General features: G+C 40.7%; 20 protein-coding genes. 8 read left to right on the forward strand and 12 right to left on the reverse strand.

The window, feature by feature from the left end:
- Positions 1-56 precede the first annotated feature (56 nt).
- The 4 genes from C7B62_RS02220 to C7B62_RS02235 all read right to left on the reverse strand — a co-directional run bounded on the left by C7B62_RS02220 (position 57) and on the right by C7B62_RS02235 (position 6,155).
- A complete protein-coding gene (locus C7B62_RS02220) occupies positions 57-242 on the reverse strand; it encodes a hypothetical protein (RefSeq protein ID WP_106232978.1) in 186 nt (61 codons plus the stop codon).
- Positions 243-332: 90 nt separating this feature from the next.
- Positions 333-1,157 carry a signal peptide peptidase SppA gene (gene sppA / locus C7B62_RS02225; RefSeq protein WP_106232979.1) on the reverse strand — a complete coding sequence of 275 codons (825 nt, stop codon included), beginning with the start codon at positions 1,155-1,157 and terminating at the stop codon, positions 333-335.
- 259 nt (positions 1,158-1,416) lie between these two features.
- Entirely contained in the window at positions 1,417-4,704 is a 3,288-nt protein-coding gene (locus C7B62_RS02230; protein ID WP_106232980.1) for an efflux RND transporter permease subunit, read from the reverse strand.
- A gap of 101 nt (positions 4,705-4,805) precedes the next feature.
- Positions 4,806-6,155, reverse strand: a complete 1,350-nt coding sequence (locus C7B62_RS02235) for an efflux RND transporter periplasmic adaptor subunit (protein WP_106232981.1) — start codon at positions 6,153-6,155, stop codon at positions 4,806-4,808.
- Positions 6,156-6,256: 101 nt separating this feature from the next.
- Between C7B62_RS02235 and C7B62_RS02240 the strand changes: the two genes are divergently transcribed.
- Entirely contained in the window at positions 6,257-6,688 is a 432-nt protein-coding gene (locus C7B62_RS02240; RefSeq protein WP_106232982.1) for a helix-turn-helix domain-containing protein, read from the forward strand.
- Between the two features lie 40 nt (positions 6,689-6,728).
- Entirely contained in the window at positions 6,729-7,895 is a 1,167-nt protein-coding gene (locus tag C7B62_RS02245; protein ID WP_106232983.1) for an LptF/LptG family permease, read from the forward strand.
- Between the two features lie 108 nt (positions 7,896-8,003).
- Here C7B62_RS02245 and C7B62_RS02250 read toward each other — a convergent pair whose 3' ends face one another.
- From C7B62_RS02250 to C7B62_RS02260, 3 genes are all read right to left on the reverse strand, one after another.
- Positions 8,004-8,897 (reverse strand): TIGR04168 family protein, encoded by an 894-nt coding sequence (locus C7B62_RS02250; protein ID WP_106232984.1) that lies wholly within the window; start codon positions 8,895-8,897, stop codon positions 8,004-8,006.
- Between the two features lie 73 nt (positions 8,898-8,970).
- Positions 8,971-9,945: a sugar transferase gene (locus C7B62_RS02255; protein WP_106232985.1), complete on the reverse strand. Its 975-nt coding sequence runs from the start codon at positions 9,943-9,945 to the stop codon at positions 8,971-8,973.
- A gap of 294 nt (positions 9,946-10,239) precedes the next feature.
- The gene (locus C7B62_RS02260) at positions 10,240-10,899 is read right to left on the reverse strand and encodes a DUF3318 domain-containing protein (RefSeq protein ID WP_106232986.1); all 660 of its coding nucleotides are present in this window, start codon (positions 10,897-10,899) and stop codon (positions 10,240-10,242) included.
- 172 nt (positions 10,900-11,071) lie between these two features.
- On the opposite strand from C7B62_RS02260, the gene C7B62_RS02265 reads away from it, so the two are divergent.
- Both C7B62_RS02265 and C7B62_RS02270 read left to right on the forward strand, forming a co-directional pair.
- On the forward strand, positions 11,072-12,061 hold the full coding sequence (locus C7B62_RS02265; RefSeq protein WP_106232987.1) for an undecaprenyl-diphosphate phosphatase: 990 nt from the start codon (positions 11,072-11,074) through the stop codon (positions 12,059-12,061).
- Between the two features lie 8 nt (positions 12,062-12,069).
- Positions 12,070-13,425, forward strand: coding sequence for a TIGR03279 family radical SAM protein (locus C7B62_RS02270; protein WP_106232988.1), 1,356 nt, complete (start codon positions 12,070-12,072; stop codon positions 13,423-13,425).
- Positions 13,426-13,433: 8 nt separating this feature from the next.
- Here the strand turns inward: C7B62_RS02270 and C7B62_RS02275 are convergent, their stop codons facing one another.
- Complete coding sequence (locus tag C7B62_RS02275) at positions 13,434-14,417, reverse strand: alpha/beta fold hydrolase (protein ID WP_106232989.1); 984 nt, start codon at positions 14,415-14,417, stop codon at positions 13,434-13,436.
- A 233-nt stretch (positions 14,418-14,650) separates the two neighbouring features.
- On the opposite strand from C7B62_RS02275, the gene C7B62_RS02280 reads away from it, so the two are divergent.
- From C7B62_RS02280 to C7B62_RS02295, 4 genes are all read left to right on the forward strand, one after another.
- Positions 14,651-15,175, forward strand: coding sequence for a GNAT family N-acetyltransferase (locus tag C7B62_RS02280; protein ID WP_106232990.1), 525 nt, complete (start codon positions 14,651-14,653; stop codon positions 15,173-15,175).
- 112 nt (positions 15,176-15,287) lie between these two features.
- Positions 15,288-16,070, forward strand: coding sequence for an SDR family oxidoreductase (locus tag C7B62_RS02285; protein ID WP_106232991.1), 783 nt, complete (start codon positions 15,288-15,290; stop codon positions 16,068-16,070).
- Positions 16,071-16,211: 141 nt separating this feature from the next.
- Entirely contained in the window at positions 16,212-17,084 is an 873-nt protein-coding gene (locus tag C7B62_RS02290) for an SDR family oxidoreductase (protein ID WP_106232992.1), read from the forward strand.
- 187 nt (positions 17,085-17,271) lie between these two features.
- Positions 17,272-17,640: a VanZ family protein gene (locus C7B62_RS02295; RefSeq protein WP_106232993.1), complete on the forward strand. Its 369-nt coding sequence runs from the start codon at positions 17,272-17,274 to the stop codon at positions 17,638-17,640.
- Between the two features lie 31 nt (positions 17,641-17,671).
- Here the strand turns inward: C7B62_RS02295 and C7B62_RS02300 are convergent, their stop codons facing one another.
- The 4 genes from C7B62_RS02300 to rpmI all read right to left on the reverse strand — a co-directional run bounded on the left by C7B62_RS02300 (position 17,672) and on the right by rpmI (position 19,696).
- Entirely contained in the window at positions 17,672-18,460 is a 789-nt protein-coding gene (locus C7B62_RS02300) for a transporter substrate-binding domain-containing protein (protein ID WP_106232994.1), read from the reverse strand.
- A complete protein-coding gene (locus C7B62_RS02305) occupies positions 18,457-18,984 on the reverse strand; it encodes a DNA topology modulation protein (protein ID WP_233219777.1) in 528 nt (175 codons plus the stop codon). The genes C7B62_RS02300 and C7B62_RS02305 overlap by 4 nt, the downstream gene beginning before the upstream one ends.
- Before the next feature lie 101 nt (positions 18,985-19,085).
- A complete protein-coding gene (gene rplT / locus C7B62_RS02310) occupies positions 19,086-19,439 on the reverse strand; it encodes a 50S ribosomal protein L20 (RefSeq protein ID WP_106232996.1) in 354 nt (117 codons plus the stop codon).
- Positions 19,440-19,492: 53 nt separating this feature from the next.
- The gene (rpmI, locus tag C7B62_RS02315) at positions 19,493-19,696 is read right to left on the reverse strand and encodes a 50S ribosomal protein L35 (RefSeq protein WP_106232997.1); all 204 of its coding nucleotides are present in this window, start codon (positions 19,694-19,696) and stop codon (positions 19,493-19,495) included.
- Between the last annotated feature and the right edge of the window lies 1 nt (position 19,697).

Genomic DNA, 19,697 nt, shown 5'->3' on the forward strand with positions numbered 1-19,697 from the left:
GAAACAGAAACCTAAGTCGTGAGTCTTAGGAATCCCCCACTATATCGGTACTCCGATTAGTGGCGGGAGGATGTCAACATTGCCTCTGTATATTGATTTTCCGCTTCCAGATAGGCAATGACTTCAGGATTTTCGCGATCGCGCAACCAGTGGTAACTATCCAGCCGCTCATCTCCATGAATCGAGTGAGTATGTGACTGTTTGGGGGCGATGGGAGGAGAAAATTGCTCTTGCTCAGTCATTTGATCGAGTTTTGAATTTTACGAGTTCAATGCGTTCAAGTTTTAAGTTTTAGTTTAGCTTTTTAGCTCTTTAACCCTAAACAAGCTGATTTATGGACGATAGAGCCACAGGGGTAAACCATTAGTGGACAGTTCAAACTGAAGTTCATCGATCGCCATCCCAATACCTGACTTAGTTTGACTGCGACCAGGAATAAAACGATTAATAAAGGGCTTCGGTTCTTCAATATTAAAACATTCTGTTTTATCAGGGTCTAAACCTGCTAATTCTGCTGCCCAACGACGGGCATCTTCTTCTGTACCTAAACGGTCTACTAAACCCAATTCTAGAGCCTGTTCTCCCGTAAATACTCGACCATCAGCAAAGCTTCGCACTGTCTCTTCCTCTAATCCTCGTCCTTTAGCAACGGTTGCCACAAACTGACTATAGCTCACGTCAATCAGCTGCTGGAGAATTTGTTCTTCTGCTGCGGTAGTTTGGCGATCGAACGCCAAAATATCTTTATATGGGCCAGACTTAATTACTTTGAAAGAGACTCCTACTTTATCCAACAGACGTTCTAAATTGTTACCTCGCAGGATAACGCCAATACTGCCTGTGATTGTGCCTGGATTAGAAACAATATGCTTTGCGCCAACACCAATATATACTCCACCAGAGGCAGAAATGTTACCAAAGCTAGCAACTACCTTAACGTTTTTATCTGACTGTAGCCGTTGTAGAGCGGTAAAGATCTCATGAGAATCGGTTACTGTTCCCCCTGGAGAATCTATACGTAATAGTAGGGCGGGAAACTTTTTTTCTTCAATGGTTTTAAAAGCTTTAAGAACTTGCTTGCGAGTTTCCGAAGCGATCGCACCAGTGACTTCAATGCGCGCAATTTGTTTTTTAGTTTTGTTAAACGGCCAAATCATTAAATAATATCTGCTGTGTATAGTCAGGAATAATCCCTAATTAAAGGTAGCTGACATTTTATATATTTGTATCAACTGTAACTTACTTCTCGTTAAATTTTAACCGATTGCGATCGGCAAATTATTATAGATTGATTCAAGCAAATTACTAAAACCATATTTTGTGGCTCAAATAACAGAAAGTCCGTACCGATTAATCTATTCAGTACGGACTTGGGAGATTTAAACAACTAATAGTTGTCTTTACAGACGTTACTGCCTAGGAATTTTGACCAGATCGATCTAGCTTGTAGTTACTTGTCAGTTCTGCTTCAGAATTTTCCCTAGCTGGCACGCGACCATTATCAGAATCGTTTGACTTGCCATGACCAGAACTGCCTGAGCCTTTATCTTTTTTGATTAGAGATTCAAGACTTTTGATCATGATATAAAGAGAAGGGACGATAAATAAACCAATGACCGTTGTAACCAGCATTCCCCCAAACACTGCCGTTCCTAGTGACCAACGGCTTGATGCACCTGCACCAGTAGCAACTAGCAAAGGATAAAAACCAACTAAACTAGAGATGGCAGTCATCAAAATGGGGCGAAAACGTTCTTGTCCTGCCTTAATTGCTGCTCTAACAATATTTAGTCCCTGTTCTCTTAGTTGATTAGCATATTCCACAATTAAAATTGCGTTTTTACTAGCTAACCCAATCAACATTACTAACCCTACCTGAACATAAACATCGTTATTGATGATCGGCCAAACACTGCCAGCTTGAAAAATATTTGCTCTAATCCAAATAGCCGCGATCGCTCCCAATACCGCCAGAGGCACAGTAAGGATAATAATAAATGGGTCTACATAGCTTTCGTATTGAGCAGCTAAGACTAGAAACGCCATTAATAAGCCCAAACCAAAGATCAAGACCGACTGTCCTCCAGAGGATTTTTCTTCTAAGGCTGTACCAGTCCATTCATAACCCAAACTGCTTGGTAAAGTTTGTGTCGCCACCTCTTCCATTGCTTGAATTGCCTGTCCTGTACTAAAGCCAGGAGCAGGAGTACCTTGAATGTTAATTGAGCGGAAAAGATTATAGTGGGTAATAGTTTGAGGCCCAGTGAATTCTTTCAGTTCAACCAGAGTTCCCAAGGAAACTAACTGATCGTTAGCAGAACTTACATACAGTTTGTTGATATCTTGAGGATTAGCGCGAAAATTACTGTCTGCCTGGACATAAACGCGGTATTGTCTTTGTTCAAGGACAAAGTCATTAACATATCTCGAACCCAAATAAGATTGTAGGGTATCAAAAATATCGTCAACGTTAATTCCCAAGGCTTTAGCGCGATCGCGATTTACCGATACTTCAATTTGAGGAGTATTAGCAGCAAATTGGGTGAAGACGTTGGCAAGTTCTGGTCTTTGGCTAGCAGCAGCAATTACATTGTTGGCATTTTCTACCAGCGCTGAAATCGGTAAGCCAATTCGATCTTGTAATTGGAATTCAAAACCACCAAAGGTGCTTAAACCCCTGACAGGAGGAGCATTAACCGCCAAAGCTCTTGCCCCTGTAATACTTTGGAAAGAAGCATTAAGACGACCCAAAATTGCATAAACTGACTGTTCTGTGTCCCGTCTTTCGTCCCAAGGCTTGAGTTTGGTAAAAGCAAAACCACGATTACTGCCGTTACCGTCAAAACCAAAACCGCTCAGGGCAAAATAACTTTCAACATCTTCTACCTCGCCGAGCTTGTTTCCTATCTGTTCCATGATGTCTTGGGTGTAGTTGAGGGATACACCATCGGGAGCTTGAACAATGGTAAAGAAATAACCCTGATCCTCTTCAGGAATAAAACCTGTAGGAATTGAGTTATACAAAAAGTAGGTAAACAAAACCAAGGCAGTAAAGGCCGCCAAAACAAAAGGACGAACAATTTTTTTCGCCAAGAAAGTAATCGCTTGGGTATATTTATCAATAATCCAGCTAAATACTTGATTAAATTTGTTAAAAAACTTGCCTAAAATATTTCGCTCTCTGTTTGGGTTGGCAGGACGTAATAACAGACCTGCCATCGCAGGAGAGAAAGACAGGGCGTTAAAAGTAGATAAAGCGATCGCAAACACGATTGTTAGAGAAAATTGCTTGAAAATTACCCCTGTCGACCCAGGAAAGAAAGATACAGGAATAAACACCGCAGCTAGAACTAAAGATGTCGCAATTACTGCTCCGCTCAACTCATCCATGGTGTCCATAGCAGCCAGACGAGGCTTCATCCCCCGTTCCACTTTAGTGGCGATCGCTTCTACCACCACAATGGCATCATCTACTACTACCCCTGTAGACAGTACCATCGCAAATAAAGTCAAGGTATTAATTTGAAATCCGAAGATATTCAAAAAGGTAAACGCGCCAACTAGAGATACAGGAATAGCGATCGCTGGAATTAGGGTAGTCCGCCAGTCTTGCAGAAAGATAAATAGAATTAAAACTACTAGTAAAACTGCTTGAACTAGGGTAATTACCACTTCCTTTAAAGACACCTGCACGAACTCTGTCGCATCCAAAGCAATTTGGTAATTCATGCCTGGGGGAAAAGCCTGAGATAATTCGGCGATCGCTTCTTTAACTGCCGTGCCAACTTCTAGAGCATTACTTCCAGGTAACTGAAATATCCCCATCCCCACAGCAGGGTCACCTTTGAACTTGGCGGAGGTATCGTAATTTTCGGCCCCTAATTCTGCACGCCCAACATCTTTGAGCTTAATTAAATTACCTTCTTCTCCTGTAGCGACTACTAGATTTTCAAATTCTTCAACGCTCTCTAATCTACTGTTAGCACGGAGAGTAAACTCAAACTTTTGCTCCTGGGGAGAAGGTTGTTGACCAATTTTACCTGCACCTACTTGAATGTTCTGTTCTTCTAAAGCATTTACTACCGTATCTGCACCAAGATTGCGAGCTGCCAAAGCATCAGGATTAAGCCAGAGACGCATGGCATATTTTCTCTCACCAAAAATAACTGCCTGTCCTACCCCTTCAATTCGTTTAACCTGGTCGAGTAGATAAAGATCGAGATAGTTACTCAAAAACAGATCGTCATATTCTCCATTCTCGGCAAAAAAAGCAATCCCCAATAACAAGTCTGGGGAAGATTTCTGTACAGTTACGCCTGTTTGTTGGACAGCACTGGGTAATTGAGGATCCGCTAGAGCAACTCGGTTTTGTACATTGACTTGTGCAATATCACGATCTACATCTGGAGGAAAGGAAACGACAATGTTGCTAACGCCATCATTACTAGTATTAGAGGAGATATAACTCATATTCTCCACCCCGTTTACTTCTCGTTCAATGACGCTAGTAACGTTGGTTTCGGCAGTTTCTGCATCGGCTCCGATGTAGCTAGAAGTTACTTCTACCTGGATTGGCGCAATTTGTGGTAGCTGAGAGATAGGCAACATCGGAATGCTGATCACTCCAACTAGCACCGTAATGATAGAAATTACTGTCGTTAATACCGGTCTTTTGATGAAAGTATTAGCAATACTAAGAAGCATGATTTTTTAGGTAGAACAAGGTTACTAGGTACTTAGGACAAAATTAAATTCAACAGAACATCTATGATCTTGTAGCCTTTTTTTATTCATCTGCTTCTTGCTCACTGGTCATTGATACTACTCACTGATTCTTTGCTAGGTGCTTGTGTGGTAACAGCAGCACCGTTGGTAAGATTGAGAATGCCAGAGGTAATTAAGCGATCGCCTTTTTCTAAACCAGAAATAACCTGATAAGACTGACCCTGAATTTCTCCTAATTCAACGGGCTTTTGTTTGGCCACCAGCGCTGTTTTACCGTCTTTTTGCTTTTGTTCTACGGCTACAAAGACAAAGTTTTTCCCCGCAATCCGCGATACAGCTTCAGTGGGAATGAGCATTCCCGACTCTTCTGACCAAATAATTCTAGCTCTAGCGAAACTATCGTCTTTTAGCTTGCCGTTGTTGTTAATCGCTGCCTTAACTAAGATTGCCTGGCTGCTGCGATCTGCTCTGGGAGAGATAAAATTAATATCACCTTCGGCGATCGCTTTGCCTGTGCTGTCGAGGATTTCTACAGGCAAGCCCATTTTTAGCTTACTTGCCTGTTCGATTGGTACGCCTACATTAAGCTGTAGAGTCTCATCCTGAGTAATGCTAGTTATCTGATCTCCTGCTTCTAGATAATCACCAACTTTGGGCTGAATATCACCAACAATGCCGTCTATAGGGGCAGTAACCCGATTAAAGTCTAAATTATCGGTGGCAATGCCCACTCTGCTTTGCGCCTGATTAAGAGCCGCCTGCTGTCCCGCAATTTCTGACCTAGCAGAAACTACCCTCTGTTGAGCAGCACTAAGAGCTTTCTGACTAGAATTTAAGGCTGCCTTGAGAGCATCTGCTTGTGCCTTGGCTGCACTAAGATCTCTAGTGCGATCGTCTAATACCTGCTGAGACTGCGCCCCCTGTTTAACTAAAAATTTAGTTCTCTCTAAATTAGTTTGTGCTAGCTTCAGTTCCGCTTCTTGTCTGCGCAAATCTGCTTTGCTTTGTTCGACATCTGCTTCGGCACTGGCTACATCAGCCTCAGCGACTCCTAATTCTGCTTCAGCATTGCTCACGTTAGATTTTTGAATATTAACTTGAGACTTGGCTGCGTCTACTTCTCCTTGTTCTCGACTGGTTTGTAGTTGCAGGATTAAATCTCCCTGCTTGACTGTATCTCCTTCCTGCACGGCAATTTCTGTAATCCTACCGTCAACTCGTGGAGCCAAAGCTACTCTTTGTTTAGCTTCCAATCTACCAACAAATTCTGAACTTATTTTGACCTGATTGTTGTCTAAATTTTTGACGGCGACAGGAACGGCAGGTGGTGGAGCTTGTGCTTCTGGCTGTTGTTTACCGCAGCCTGTTAAAACTAAAAACAACAAGGATGCACCTATGGCTTTGCTGGCGATCGCGCTATTTTTCTTCATAGCAATATAAATAAATAATTAAGGTTGTACCCTTGGTTTATAATATGGCGTAGATAGACTCTTTTTTTCAAGTAGGTACTTAAAAGTTTCGTAGTTACCTTATGGTTTCCAAAACAGAACCAGAACTTATATTAGATAAAGATTGTCCCGTACGCCAGGTCATCAATATTGTGGGGGATAAATGGACATTGCCAGTTTTATATGTTCTTAATCAGGGGACAAAAAGGTATAGTGAAATACAGCGAGAAATTCCTGGCATCTCAAAAAAAATGCTAACTCAGACCTTAAGAAGGCTAGAGTCAGACAATATAATAAAGCGTAAAATCTATCCTGTCGTCCCTCCTAAGACAGAGTATGCTCTAACCACGTTTGGCAAGCAGCTCATCGAACCGCTGGAAATTTTAGCCAACTGGGCATGGGAGCATCAAGCCGAATTAAAATTAATTTGCGATCGCCGAGCGTTGACGGAGTCAAATCGCCGTCAAAAATCGACTGCCAAAAAATTAAAAAATCCTCACAAAAAGACGAATTAAGGTTAGGCTACGGCTAAGTTTTTGTCTCTTCTCTGTACCCATGAAAATTGGCGCATTAAAATTAATCGATCCCAAGAAAGTTGGTTTATCCGTGATGAATCTCTACATCATCAAGGAATTGATCTTGCCATTCTTGTTCGGCATGGGCATATTTACATCTTTAGGTTTATCTATTGGCGCAGTCTTTGAATTAATCCGCAAGGTGACGGACTCAGGACTACATTGGAGCATAGCTGCCAAAATCATGCTCTTGAGAATGCCTGAATTTGTCGTATTTGCTTTTCCGATGTCAATTTTGCTGGCAACTTTGATGACCTATAGTCGTCTTTCTAGCGATAGCGAACTCATTGCTTTACGCAGTATTGGTGTAAGCATTTATCGTCTAATCCTGCCAGCGATCGCTTTTAGTTTATGTATTGTGGCAACAACTTTTTTGTTCAATAATTTTGTCGCTCCCGCAGCGAGCTATCAGGCTTCATTGACTCTCAAGCAAGCACTGGGAGAAACTCGTGCCGAATTCGAGACTAAGAATATTCTGTTTCCCGAGTATGCAGAGATTGAAACAGAAAATGGTGAAACTAGAGAAGTATTGACCCGTTTATTCTATGCCGAAAAATTCAACGGCAAGCAAATGACTAACCTAACGGTATTAGATCGTTCCCGTAGACCAGTTAGTCAAATTGTCGTTGCGCGATCGGCCCAGTGGAATGTCTTAGAAAATATCTGGGATTTCTATGACGGGACAATTTATTTAATTGGCTCAGATGGAGGCTATAACAATATTGTTCGGTTCGAGCATCAAAAGTTAGCACTGCCAAAAGAGGCGCTTGATATCACGCAAACAAGCCGCAATCCTAATGAAATGAACGTTTTCCAGGCAATTGACTATCTTAAATTAATCAGACCTGGTAGTGATGAACCAAGAATTCGCAAGTGGCAGGTACGAATTCACGAAAAGATTGCCTTGCCGTTTGCCTGTTTAGTATTTGCCATGATCGGTGCAGTACTTGGGGTTCAACCTCAAGACTCGGGCAAAGCAACTAGCTTTGGTATTTGTCTGGTGCTGATTTTTGGCTATTATTTATTGTCTTTTATCTCTCAATCTTTGGGTATTTCAGGAGCTATTCCTCCTTGGTTCGCTGTTTGGTTACCTAATTTAATCTGCTTTGGCGCTGCTACTGGTTTACTGGTCAAAGCAACCGCTTAATATAGCAGTACTGTTTGATTCATGAAACTACATTGATTGGTTTTTAGGTAGTAGGTAGTAGGTAGTAGGTAGTAGGTAGTAAGTAGTAGGTAGTAGAAATTTTTCATTTCATTTAGGATTGCTATATAACAATTCTGATTGAATAGCAAAATTTTGGTTGAGCCAAACTAAAGAAATTGTCTTTACTATTCCTTGGCGCAGGGTTACCAGGGAGAAGCTCCGTTTGACATCTTGAGCAGTTTTGACTACACGGGGTACACAGGCAGCATTGAAATACACGGTTTGCTCTCTTACTTCGACTAACTTTCGCCGTTTACCACGGGGAATTTTCAACTCATGGTGCATGTGTCCGAAAGTGACCAGAGGAATAGATTTACCTGAATTTTGTACTTGAGCGATCGCTTTGGTTAAGTCAGGATCGCCGTAATCTCCCCCTTCTGCTTTCCAGTCTCGACCACAGATGGATTCTGTCTTTTTGCCTAGACCATCAGGGCCATTATGGGCAATAAAAATTAGAGTTTGATAAGCTGTATTTTGCGCAGACTCGACTATTTGCTGAGTGGATTCCTCAAAACTTTTAATGTTGTAGCGATCGCGATAAAACTGGCTATTTCTCCAGGTAGAGCCACCCCAGCTAAAGGGACGACTACCAACTACTGAAACATCAAACTGAGGAAAATCTAGCTTGCTATACCCGACGTGTGTTTCGCCTAATAAATCCAGTTGCTGCTGTACTCGATCCTCTTTAGACTTGTCGTAGGGTGCTTTTTGTCTACCCCAGGAAGAAGCACTATACCAAGCATCATGATTGCCCATAATTACGGCTTTGGGGATGGGGACTGCGGCAATTTCACGGACTATTTCTACTGCCTCGTTGCCAAAATCTCCCACAAATAGGACTAAATCTACCTTGAGGTGCTGCAATGCCAAACTATCTGCCGCTGACCATTGGTCGTGAACATCCCCTACTATCGCGATCGTAATCTCTGACTGCTGGCTCATTAAAACTTGATATCTGGTGCTATGTTGCTACTCTTTACAGATTAATAAAGTGGGTAACATCAATTATTTAATTTTAAACTGCGCCATTATTTTTACTAAAAATAATCATCACGGTTTTAAAAATTAGTTTGAGGTCGTATCGTAAACTCCAGTTGCGCTGATATCTTAAATCTAGCTTAATTACATCTTCAAAGTTGCGTACTTGAGAGCGACCGTGTACCTGCCATTCCCCAGTCATTCCAGGCTTGACGTTAAGTCTTTGCCACTCTGGAATTTGATAGGTTTCTACTTCTTCAGGAGTTGGCGGACGAGTTCCCACCAGACTCATATCTCCCTTAAGAACATTCCAAAACTGGGGTAGCTCATCTAAACTAGTACGCCTTAGAAAATTACCGATGGAAGTGATGCGAGGATCTTTGTCATTCTTAAAAAAAGCACCACTTGCCTGATTTTCAATTTGCTGCTTGAGAGCTTCAGCATTGGCATACATCGAGCGAAATTTCCAAATTTGAAACTTACGACCCATCCAACCGCAGCGAGTGTGATGAAACAAAACTGGGCCTTTACTATTAGATTTAATGGCGATCGCCACAGGAATAAATATGACTCCTGTAATGGTTAAACCAACAATTGCCCCCAGTATATCTATTAGTCGCTTAACAATAGATCTGACTGATGGATGAGTTTCAGGAGACTCTTTTGGCGACCACTTTGCCGAGGATTTGATGCTTAAGACATCACATAGCCCCGTCATTGAGAGAGTAGCCATTACAGGGGATTGAACTGACTCTAGGATTAATTCAATATTGCTTGCTTGGGCAAGCTTAAAATTGGCAATTAGCGCACCGATACCACTACTATCAATAAACCTGGTTTGACTAAAATCGAGCAGGATCTGGTGGTCGGCAATATTTTGCTCCAACAATTTTGCCACAGTTTGCTTAAAAACCAAAGCTTCTAAAACTGTCAAGCGTTCAGGTATTTCTATAATTGGGCTATCCTGTAAGCTGGACAAGGGAAACAAGATTTCTGGTGTCTCGTCTATCATTAATTCTCAACTTTAGCTATCAGCAAAATCAAACTGTACTTTGAGCCACTAGGCTTAATCGATCAAAATCGGCAAATTTATCTATCTTCTGAATTTTGAACCAGAAAACTAAATGAAATGGACTAAACTACTTGCCATGCTCCTCAAGCCTAAATATTACTAATTTGCCCAAACGCCTTATTTTACCAACATTTATTTATTTTTGTTGATTTAATTTAACAATTGAATTTTGATGAAACCCAGTATTGTCCCTGTCTAAAACAGGTGCAACAAATACAATGGTTTTAATGTATTTTAAAGACGATTATCTCTTCTGCCAATAGGTTCTCTACCTTCTTTCGCCTTTGCCTGATCTCTAGAAGCAGCACGACGTAGTGCTTGTAATCGCTCTTCATATTTTTTGCGTTTGCGACGGCTAGGGGTCATTTCAATCAGACTTCTTAAGGCGCTAGCAAGACTTTTATAGGCATTAGGTAAAGAATAACCAAAGCGAGTAGCTAAAGCGATCGCTTTTTCATCGGCTTCAATTGCTTCTGCGATAGTTTTTTCATTGCTATTTTTTTGCCAAAGTCGATACCCAGAAATACCACAGAGTGACATGGCGAGTAATAATAGTAAACCGTCTTGTACCCACAATTCCCCGACAGCACCACCCAAACCAATGGCTAAGGCTGCCATTTCCCAGCCTTCCTTGGGAATCGTATCATTTTGAACCCGCGCGACCTCATGCCAAAACAGCAGGTTGCGTTGGTCGATCGCTAAACTATCCCATTTAGCTAAATCAATTTGAATTTCAATCTCATCTTTGCCAATTTCTTCGCTACGGATTAAAGGCGGATTGACTTCGGTTGAACCTTCGACAATTACCCAGCTTTGCAGTTCAGGGGGAAGCAGGGTTTTTAAGCGACGCAGTTCATTGATTTCTGCTCTGGCGGAAGAGGTTGCATAACTCATACGTCTAACAAATTAGTATGGTGACTATTAGTAATTTCTAAGTGTACTCACTATATTCCTATAATATCGAAATTTATCTATTGATTTAAAAATGCTTGGGTTATGGATGATTCCCAGATACACTTGATATTTAGCATATTTATAAATGTTTTAGATTTGGGATTACTATACTATGTCTAGGCAGACCAACAATTATAAAAGTCTACTTTATTTTTTAGGCTTTGGTCTTGTATTTACCCTGATTTTTAATCAGCTAGGTCATAACCTCGTGCTTGCCAGTTCACCAGAACTTGTCTCACAAAATGAGGCAGCAGCGGGAGTAACCCAGGTAAATCTTTTTCAGGCAATAGTTTTGGGATTCGTCCAAGGGGCGACAGAGTTTATTCCCATCAGTAGTACGGCGCATTTAAAAGCCATTCCCGTATTTTTTGGCTGGGACGATCCTGGAGTTTCTTTTACGGCTGTGATCCAGCTTGGTAGTATTGCTGCGGTTATCTCTTACTTTTGGTCAGATTTAAATCAGATTGTCAAAGGAATAATTAAAGCAATTCGCCATTCTAATTATGAGTCTCCAGATTTTTGGTTAGCGGTAGGATTAGCGTTAGGTTCACTCCCACTTATTTTTGCTGGTTTGGTGCTGACAATTTTTGAACCACCAATTTATGAAACAGTTTTTAGAAGTATGCCTTCAATTGCGATTGTTTCAATTGTGATGGCTTCTTTGTTAGCTTTGGCAGAATATGTCGGGACTCAAAAACGTAATTTTGAAGATTTAACAGTCAAAGATGGTGTTTTCATTGGTCTTGCTCAAGCCTTAGCAATTATACCTGGAGTGTCTCGTTCTGGTTCGACAATGACTGCCAGTTTATTTAATAATATTGATCGCGCCTCAGCAGCCAGATTTTCTTTTCTGTTAGGAATTCCAGCGATTACTGCTGCTGGATTAGTTGGACTAAAAGACTTGATCGATACTGGTGGAGGTGATGCGGGATTTTTACCTTTAATTGCTGGGTTAATCTCTTCAACCGTATTTTCTTATTTAGCGATCGCCTGGTTATTAGCATTTCTGAAAAGAAGAAGTACCTGGGTATTTGTTTGGTATCGATTAGGCTTTGGCGTGTTTATCTTGGCTGCTGTCGCGCTAGGATGGATTAAGGGATAAGGGCAAAAATGAGTTTAGCTACTGTTCAACCAGCCAAAATTAGCCGTGTACTGCCAGATTCGATCGCTCAAGAGATTGGATTTGAAGTTGGGGATGCGATCGTGTCGATCAATCAAACTCAGCCACGAGATTTGATTGATTATCGTTTTCTTTGTAGTGATGAATATCTGGAATTAGAAGTAATCGATACGGCGGGGGATCTGCATCAGATTGAGATTGAAAAAGATTACGATGATGATCTGGGTTTAGAGTTTGAAACGGCTTTATTTGATGGTCTGATTCAGTGTAATAATCGCTGTCCTTTTTGTTTTATCGATCAGCAACCTCCTGGTAAACGGCAAAGCCTTTACTTAAAAGATGATGATTATCGCCTGAGCTTTTTATATGGTAGCTATCTTACTCTCACCAACCTGACAGAGAAAGAATGGCAACGCATCGAACAGATGCGCCTGTCTCCTTTATTTGTTTCTGTACACGCTACTGAAGCAAAAATTAGAACTCGATTACTAAAAAACGAGCGCGCAGGGCTAATTATGTCTCAGCTTCGATGGTTTCAAAAGAGACGTTTGCAAATCCACGCTCAAGTAGTTGTTTGTCCAGGCATTAATGATGGCGAACATCTAACCAGAACTTTATTAGATTTAGCTTCTTTCCATCAGGGAGAAATACCTGCTGTTGTCTCTGCTGCGGTTGTTCCTGTTGGTTTAACCCGCTTTCGCCCTCCAGAAGATGAATTAACTCCTGTCAGTCAGCAACAAGCGATCGCCGTCATTGAACAGGTACAACAATTGCAAGCTAAGTTTAAACGACAGTTGGGCAGCACTTTTGCCTGGTTGGCCGATGAATGGTTTTTGATTGCTCGTGAAGATATTCCCCCTGAATCACACTACGAGGACTATCCGCAAATTGGCAATGGTGTCGGCTCAATCCGTCTATTTCTCAAGCAATTTCAAGCTACTGCCCAAAAAATGTTGCCCAAGGCGATTCCTCAACCTCGTCGTTTTACCTGGGTAGTCGGCAACGCAGTTGAACAGGCTTTTCAACCCTTAGTCGCCCAACTTAATGAGGTACAGGGATTAGAAGTTAACTTAGTGGCATTAAATAGCCAATATTGGGGACAGGAAATTACCGTCACGGGTTTATTAACAGGACAAGATCTGCTTACTGGCTTGTCAAATAAAGATTTAGGGGATGGTGTGTTACTACCTTCCTTGATGCTCAAGCACGATGACACTAAATTCCTCGACGATCTAACGGTTGCAGATGTTAGTACTCAATTAGCAAGACCAATTTTTCCTGTTAGCGGTGTGGAAGAATTAATTAACCAATGTTTAGATTTAAATATCGTCGGGGTTTCAAGCTAAATAAATGATTACTCTATTTTTGACACTTCGTGAGCATGTTTACTTAAAATTTTCTGAACAATCGAGGCTACTTCGTTAGGTGCTTCAATCATACCCAAGTGACCACAATTATCAATTTGAAAAACATTGCTATCTTGCGAAGCAAATAAACTGTGAAAACTTGCTAAATGCTTAACATATTTAATTTCCATAACGCGATCGCGATCGCCAGCAATAAAATAAACTGGTTGTTGTAGACGAGAAACTAACTGAGGCAATAAATGTACTTCAGTCTCGGTGGTAGATTCAAGTAATGCCCCCATTGCAGCTTGTTCATCAGCCCGAATAAAATCCAGCACTCTTTGACGACCCCATTTCAGTGCTAGAGGACGTGCCACCATCATCCGAGAAAATACTAGGTTAAGCAAAGGAACGTAAGACAGCCAGCGTGGGCGAAACTTAACTAATTGTTGACCTGCATTACGGAAACGTTCAAATTCTTCCTTAAGATAAATACCGCCACCTGCATTGAGACAAACTACCCCCTGAACTACTTGAGGATAAAGTTCTGCTGCCCATAAAGCCACACTACCTCCCAATGAATGTCCGATTACCCAAGCGTATTCAATCGATAAACTGGCAAGTAAACAACCCAAGTCTTCTGCATAAGCTTTTAAGCTATAACTTTTCGGGTTTAATAACTCATCCTCCGTCAGGGAGACTTCGCCCTGAAATAACGGAGTTTCTTCTGACTGCGTTAAGCTAGCATCATGGGAAGTGGTGATGTGAGACGATTTAGACCGATAAGCTAATTGAGACTGAGACTCGCCAAAGCCACGAGCATCGTAAATCAAACATTGATATTCAGACTGCAACAGATCTACCAACGGCTGCCAATAACGACGACTGAGCAGCCAACCATGTACGAATACTAATACAGGTCGTTTTGAGTCGGCGACAGGTGCAGTTAGCTCATAAATATGAGGTGTTGTTAGTATGGTTATGGATGGCATTGTCTTATCGTATCATCACAGTCTAGCAGAATTCTAGATACAATCAACTATACAGTTGACGCGATTAATTTAGACGCTGAAAATCTTGATTCATTGTGCTTGGAACTAAAAAACTCATGTTTGCTTTAAACGGTAGCAGTTTTTCTGCTCAGAAATGATTTTGCGTCAGAAAATAGACTAATATAACAGACATATCATATTAAAAAACCACAAATAATTAAAGCCACATTGGCATGGTCTTTTGGAAAAAATTATTTAGTAGTTCAGACGCAGTTAATGCTGCTGAAAGCACTAGACTCAAGGAAGATTTATTTAACCTAGAAAACAACGATAGTTCTCAACCTCAAATTATCTTTAGTACCGAGAAAGATATTGACTTTTATGAACTAGAAGAACTTTGCGATCGCGTCGGTTGGGCGCGACGCCCTTTGCGCAAGGTGAAAAAAGCGATTGAACATAGTTTTCTAGTGGTTTCAATGTGGGAAGTTACTGGCAAAAAACGACGTTTAATTGGATTTGCTAGAGCTACTTCAGATCATGCTTTTAACGCTACGATTTGGGATGTGGTTGTTGACCCCAAGTTTCAAAGTCGAGGCTTAGGCAAAGCCATGATGAAATACGCGATCGCTCAGCTTCGCAGTGCAGACATTAGCAATATTACTTTGTTTGCCGATCCTCAAGTAATTAAATTTTATCAAAGATTGGGATTTATCTTAGATCCAGAGGGAATTAAAGGTATGTTCTGGTATCCAGACTAGAGCAATGAGCAATAAGGTAAAAATACGACTTGGGACTGCTGATGATCAATTAAAGCTGCGTTACAATCCGTAACTAACAAAGATATTAAAGATATTATTTAATTTGAGGATTATGACAACGGCTTTAATTACTGGGGCATCAACGGGAATTGGCGAGAAATTTGCCAAAGAATTAGCATCTAGACAAACTAACTTGGTTTTGGTAGCGCGATCGCAAGATAAGCTAGATAACTTAGCGACAGAATTGAGTAGTAAATATCAAATTAAAACGACCGTAATTGCCCAAGATCTGACCACAACCGCAGCCAGAAAAGCTGTCTTTGATACAGTTCAGGCACAAAATATAACTATCGACCTGTTGATTAATAATGCGGGATTTGGCGATTATGGCGCATTTAGCGATCGCCCCCTAAGTAAGATGATGGAGATGGTACAGCTTAATATTAGTGCTGTAGTTGAATTAACAGGCTTATTTTTACCTCTGATGCAAACAAGAAAAGACGGGGCTATTATCAACGTCTCGTCGATCGCAGCTTTTCAGCCCATTCCTTATATGTCTGTCTATGCAGCCAGCAAAGCCTTTATCCTGAATTTTAGTGAGGCGTTGTGGGCAGAAAACAAAGATTTGGGGGTAAGAATTTTAGCAATATGTCCTGGGCCGACCGAATCGGAATTTTACGATCGGGCGGATTTTCCTAAATCAACAACAGCATTCAATACTATGACCATGGCTTCAGCTGAGGCAGTTGTTAAAGAGAGTTTAAGGGCTTTAGATAAAAGCCAATCTACCGCAGTAGTAGGTGGCTTTAAGAACCAAATTATTGTTAATTTACCCAGACTGATGCCTAGAGATCTACTAGTTGGCGTTGTCGGCAAGCAATTCAAACATATTTGAGCTGTGATTTAATTGCTTTGGGTTGTCAATTTTTTGTCTGCCTATCTACAGATTGTCAAGCTAGTTATTTTTTTTCTAGAATTTCTAGACAGAAGTGTTTTTTTCTGTTCATCTTACTGAGATCAAACAATAGAGGTATTAATGTATTTAGTTACTGGCGCAACAGGATCATTAGGACGTAGGATTGTCAGACAATTAAGAGAAGATCAAGAGTCAGTGAGAGCTTTTGTCCGTTTATCAGCCCATTTTGGTGAACTAGAAGATCGTGGGGCTGAGATTTTTATTGGCGATCTTAAAATTGAACAAGACATTATTAAAGCCTGTGAAGGAGTTAAATACATTATTAGTAGTCATGGAGGCACTGATGCTCAAGCCATCGACTATCGAGCCAATATTAACTTGATCGATCGGGCGATCGCCAATAACATCGAACATTTTGTGTTTATTTCTGTCTTAGGAGTAGATCGCGGTTATCAAGATTCAGCCACTTTTAAAGCCAAGCGAGAAGTCGAAAAGTATCTGATTAAGAGCGGTCTAAACTACACAATTTTGCGACCTTCTGGATTTGCCAACAACTTAATTCCTCTGGCAGAGAGATTTCGCGATACGGGAATTTATTTTTCAATTGGGGAACAGCAAAATCGCTCTTCAATCGTTAGTACTGATGATTTAGCTAGAATTGCGATCGCCTCTACTAAAATTGAGGCAGCCAAAAATAAGATTTTTGCCGTGGGTGGGCCTGATATTCTTAAGCGCGAAGATATCCCACGTATTTTTGCTCGTTTGTTTAATCAAGAGCCAATTGTAATTAATCCTCCCCTACAGCTTTTTGATGGCTTAAGGTTTGGGGTTGGTTTAATTAATCCTCAATTAAACAAATCCTTGGGAACTTTACGCACCCTCTTAGCTCATGAATTTTTCTGTACTAGAGATGAAATTACTCTGTTAGAATCTACCTTTAATCTCAAACTGGAATCCCTAGAAAGTTTCTTACGGCGTTATGTAGGACAGTAAAAAAAGTCAGAAGTCAGAAGTCACAAATAAATCTGCGCAAACTAATTGGAATGACCATAACGCATTTACTTTGTTACAGCTTCTATTATCAAGACAGGTCTATTGACTGCGGTGCTAAATACAACTACTGTTAGCTGCTTAAAATGTTAAAAATGTACTGGCGCAAATCAATTGGCAGAAACATTTAATGAACATATTGCTGACTTGGATTAAAAAGTATTGGATATTTTGCACCCTGTTTATCTTGACATTAATCACTATTCTCTCGCTTCGGCCGCTAGAAACATTACCTCCCGTACCTGGAACAGATAAAATCCATCATTTTGTCGCCTATGCTACATTGATGTTGCCTACTGCTTTGAAAAAACCGAAATATTGGCTGGTAATTACGCTGTTATTTATTGCTTGTAGTGGATTGATTGAACTAATTCAACCTTACGTAAATAGATATTGTGAGGTTAAAGATTTGCTGGCAAATACTGCTGGTTTAGCCTGTGGATTAATCATTGCCGAAATTTTAAAACGCTTATTTTCTCTTGATGCCAAAGCTTCTTAAAAATAGCTTATAGCTTTAATCACAATCTTCATCATAATCCCCAATACTCAATCCTGTCTTGCAGCCATCCAGACTGTTTCCATCTAGCGATCGCGCGATTGACTTTGGTACGTAATTCTTGATATTGCAAACCTTTAGGCATTACTACCGCTAATGCCTCCCCAGATAGTCTTTCTGGCAGTAGGTGATAGTCGGGATATTCCTGGGTTAAACCGCTCAGGATAGAGCGATCGCCAGCAAAAGCATCCACCTGGTTGCTTTCCATTAATTTTAAGGCTGCCGTGTAAGAATCTACACCAATTAAAGCAGCGTTGGGTAGTCGATATTGAATTACGGCAATAGTGGCAGAATGGTTAAGTACAGCAATTCTTTTAAGAGGGAGACTATTGATATTTTTAATCTGCTGATTTTTCGTAACTATACCTGTACCGTCTAAATAGTAATAAGGACTAAAATCGACGATCCTACTGCGAGGAGTTGTCACCGCTACTCTGGCGATCGCAATATCTACTTCATCTTTTAAAACTACTTGCGATCGTTCGACATTATCAACAGGAATAAGCTCAATTGCTTTGGGATCGTTTAACAATTCTGCTGCTAACTGATGAGCAATATCGATTTCTAAACCAACTAAATTACCATTTTCCTTGGTAAAACCTAAAGGACGCAGATTATTTTTAACTGCAACTTTTAATTCTCCCTGGGATGCAATTTCTGACCATTCCCGCGCAGCTACTGACTTGGGAGTAATTGTCTGACTGGCGATCGCCAAGCTAATTGAAGATAGCGCTGTGATTAGATGTAAAAGCCTATATTTCATGATGCTGTCAGATTGATGCTCTCAAGCAAATCTAACACCTGACGAGGGTTTTGGAGAATAATAACCTGTTTATTTTCTTGCTGTTGATACTTGGCTAATTTAGCCTTAATCCTAGAGCGATGTACTTGGGGAAAGTTCCATACATATTGTATAAATTCTCTATTTAATCTTTCGGGACAATTAGCTGCCATATCTGGTCTTGTTTTACCAGGATACTTTAAATATCTTTGGCAAACTCTCCACAGACATAAGTAACGATTAAAATCGAGCCAGATGACTGTATCTGCTGCTGCTAAACGGATATTCATTGTATTGCCATAATTGCCATCAATAATCCAGCGATTCTGCTCAATTAATTTTTCCTGTATCTGTAGCCATTGTTGGGCATCGGTTGCCTGCCATCCAGACTGCCAATAGTAAGCATCTAAATGAATTACGGGTAAATCTAGTTTTTTGCCTAAGTTCACAGCTAATGTAGATTTTCCTGCACCGCAAGAGCCAACGATCGCTACTCTTTGCATCATAATCACCTCTGCGTTATTGGTAGCTCAAAAGCGTGAAACTCGGCTTCATAATGAAAACCGAGTCTCTACAAAATTAATCGCCATTCAATTAAACTTTAAATTTAATTTGCTGATTGAGCTACTTCCACTACTTTAGTAAAAGCTTCAGGATCTACCATTGCTAGTTGTGCGAGCATTTTGCGATTTAAACCTACTTCAGCTTGTTTAAGTTGATGAGTCAACTTGCTATAGCTTAAGCCGTTCATTCTGGCTGCTGCATTAATGCGGGTAATCCAAAGACGGCGAAAATCGCGTTTACGTTTACGGCGATCGCGATAAGCATTACGTAATGCCTTCATTACCTGCTGGTTAGCAGTGCGAAATAGTTTGGAATGAGAACCACGGAAGCCTTTAGCTAGCTTGAGGATTTTTTTACGACGTTTACGGGCGACATTACCCCGTTTTACTCTACTCATAGTTAATAGTTAATATTTATGGATCTTATTCAATGGACGTTAGCAACTAATATTTAGCTGTAAGGCATCATAGTGCGAACTGCTTTTTCATCAGTCTCGTGTACTACTGCCATATTAGATAGGCGACGGCGAGTACGCTCTTTGCTTTTGCGCTCTAACAAATGGTTTTTGAACGCCTTGCGACGCATGATTTTTTTGCCACTACCAGTAATACGAAAACGCTTGGCAGCAGACTTTTTGGTTTTTAGCTTAGGCATG

It is taken from the genome of Pleurocapsa sp. CCALA 161, assembly GCF_003003995.1.
GTDB lineage: Bacteria > Cyanobacteriota > Cyanobacteriia > Cyanobacteriales > Xenococcaceae > Waterburya.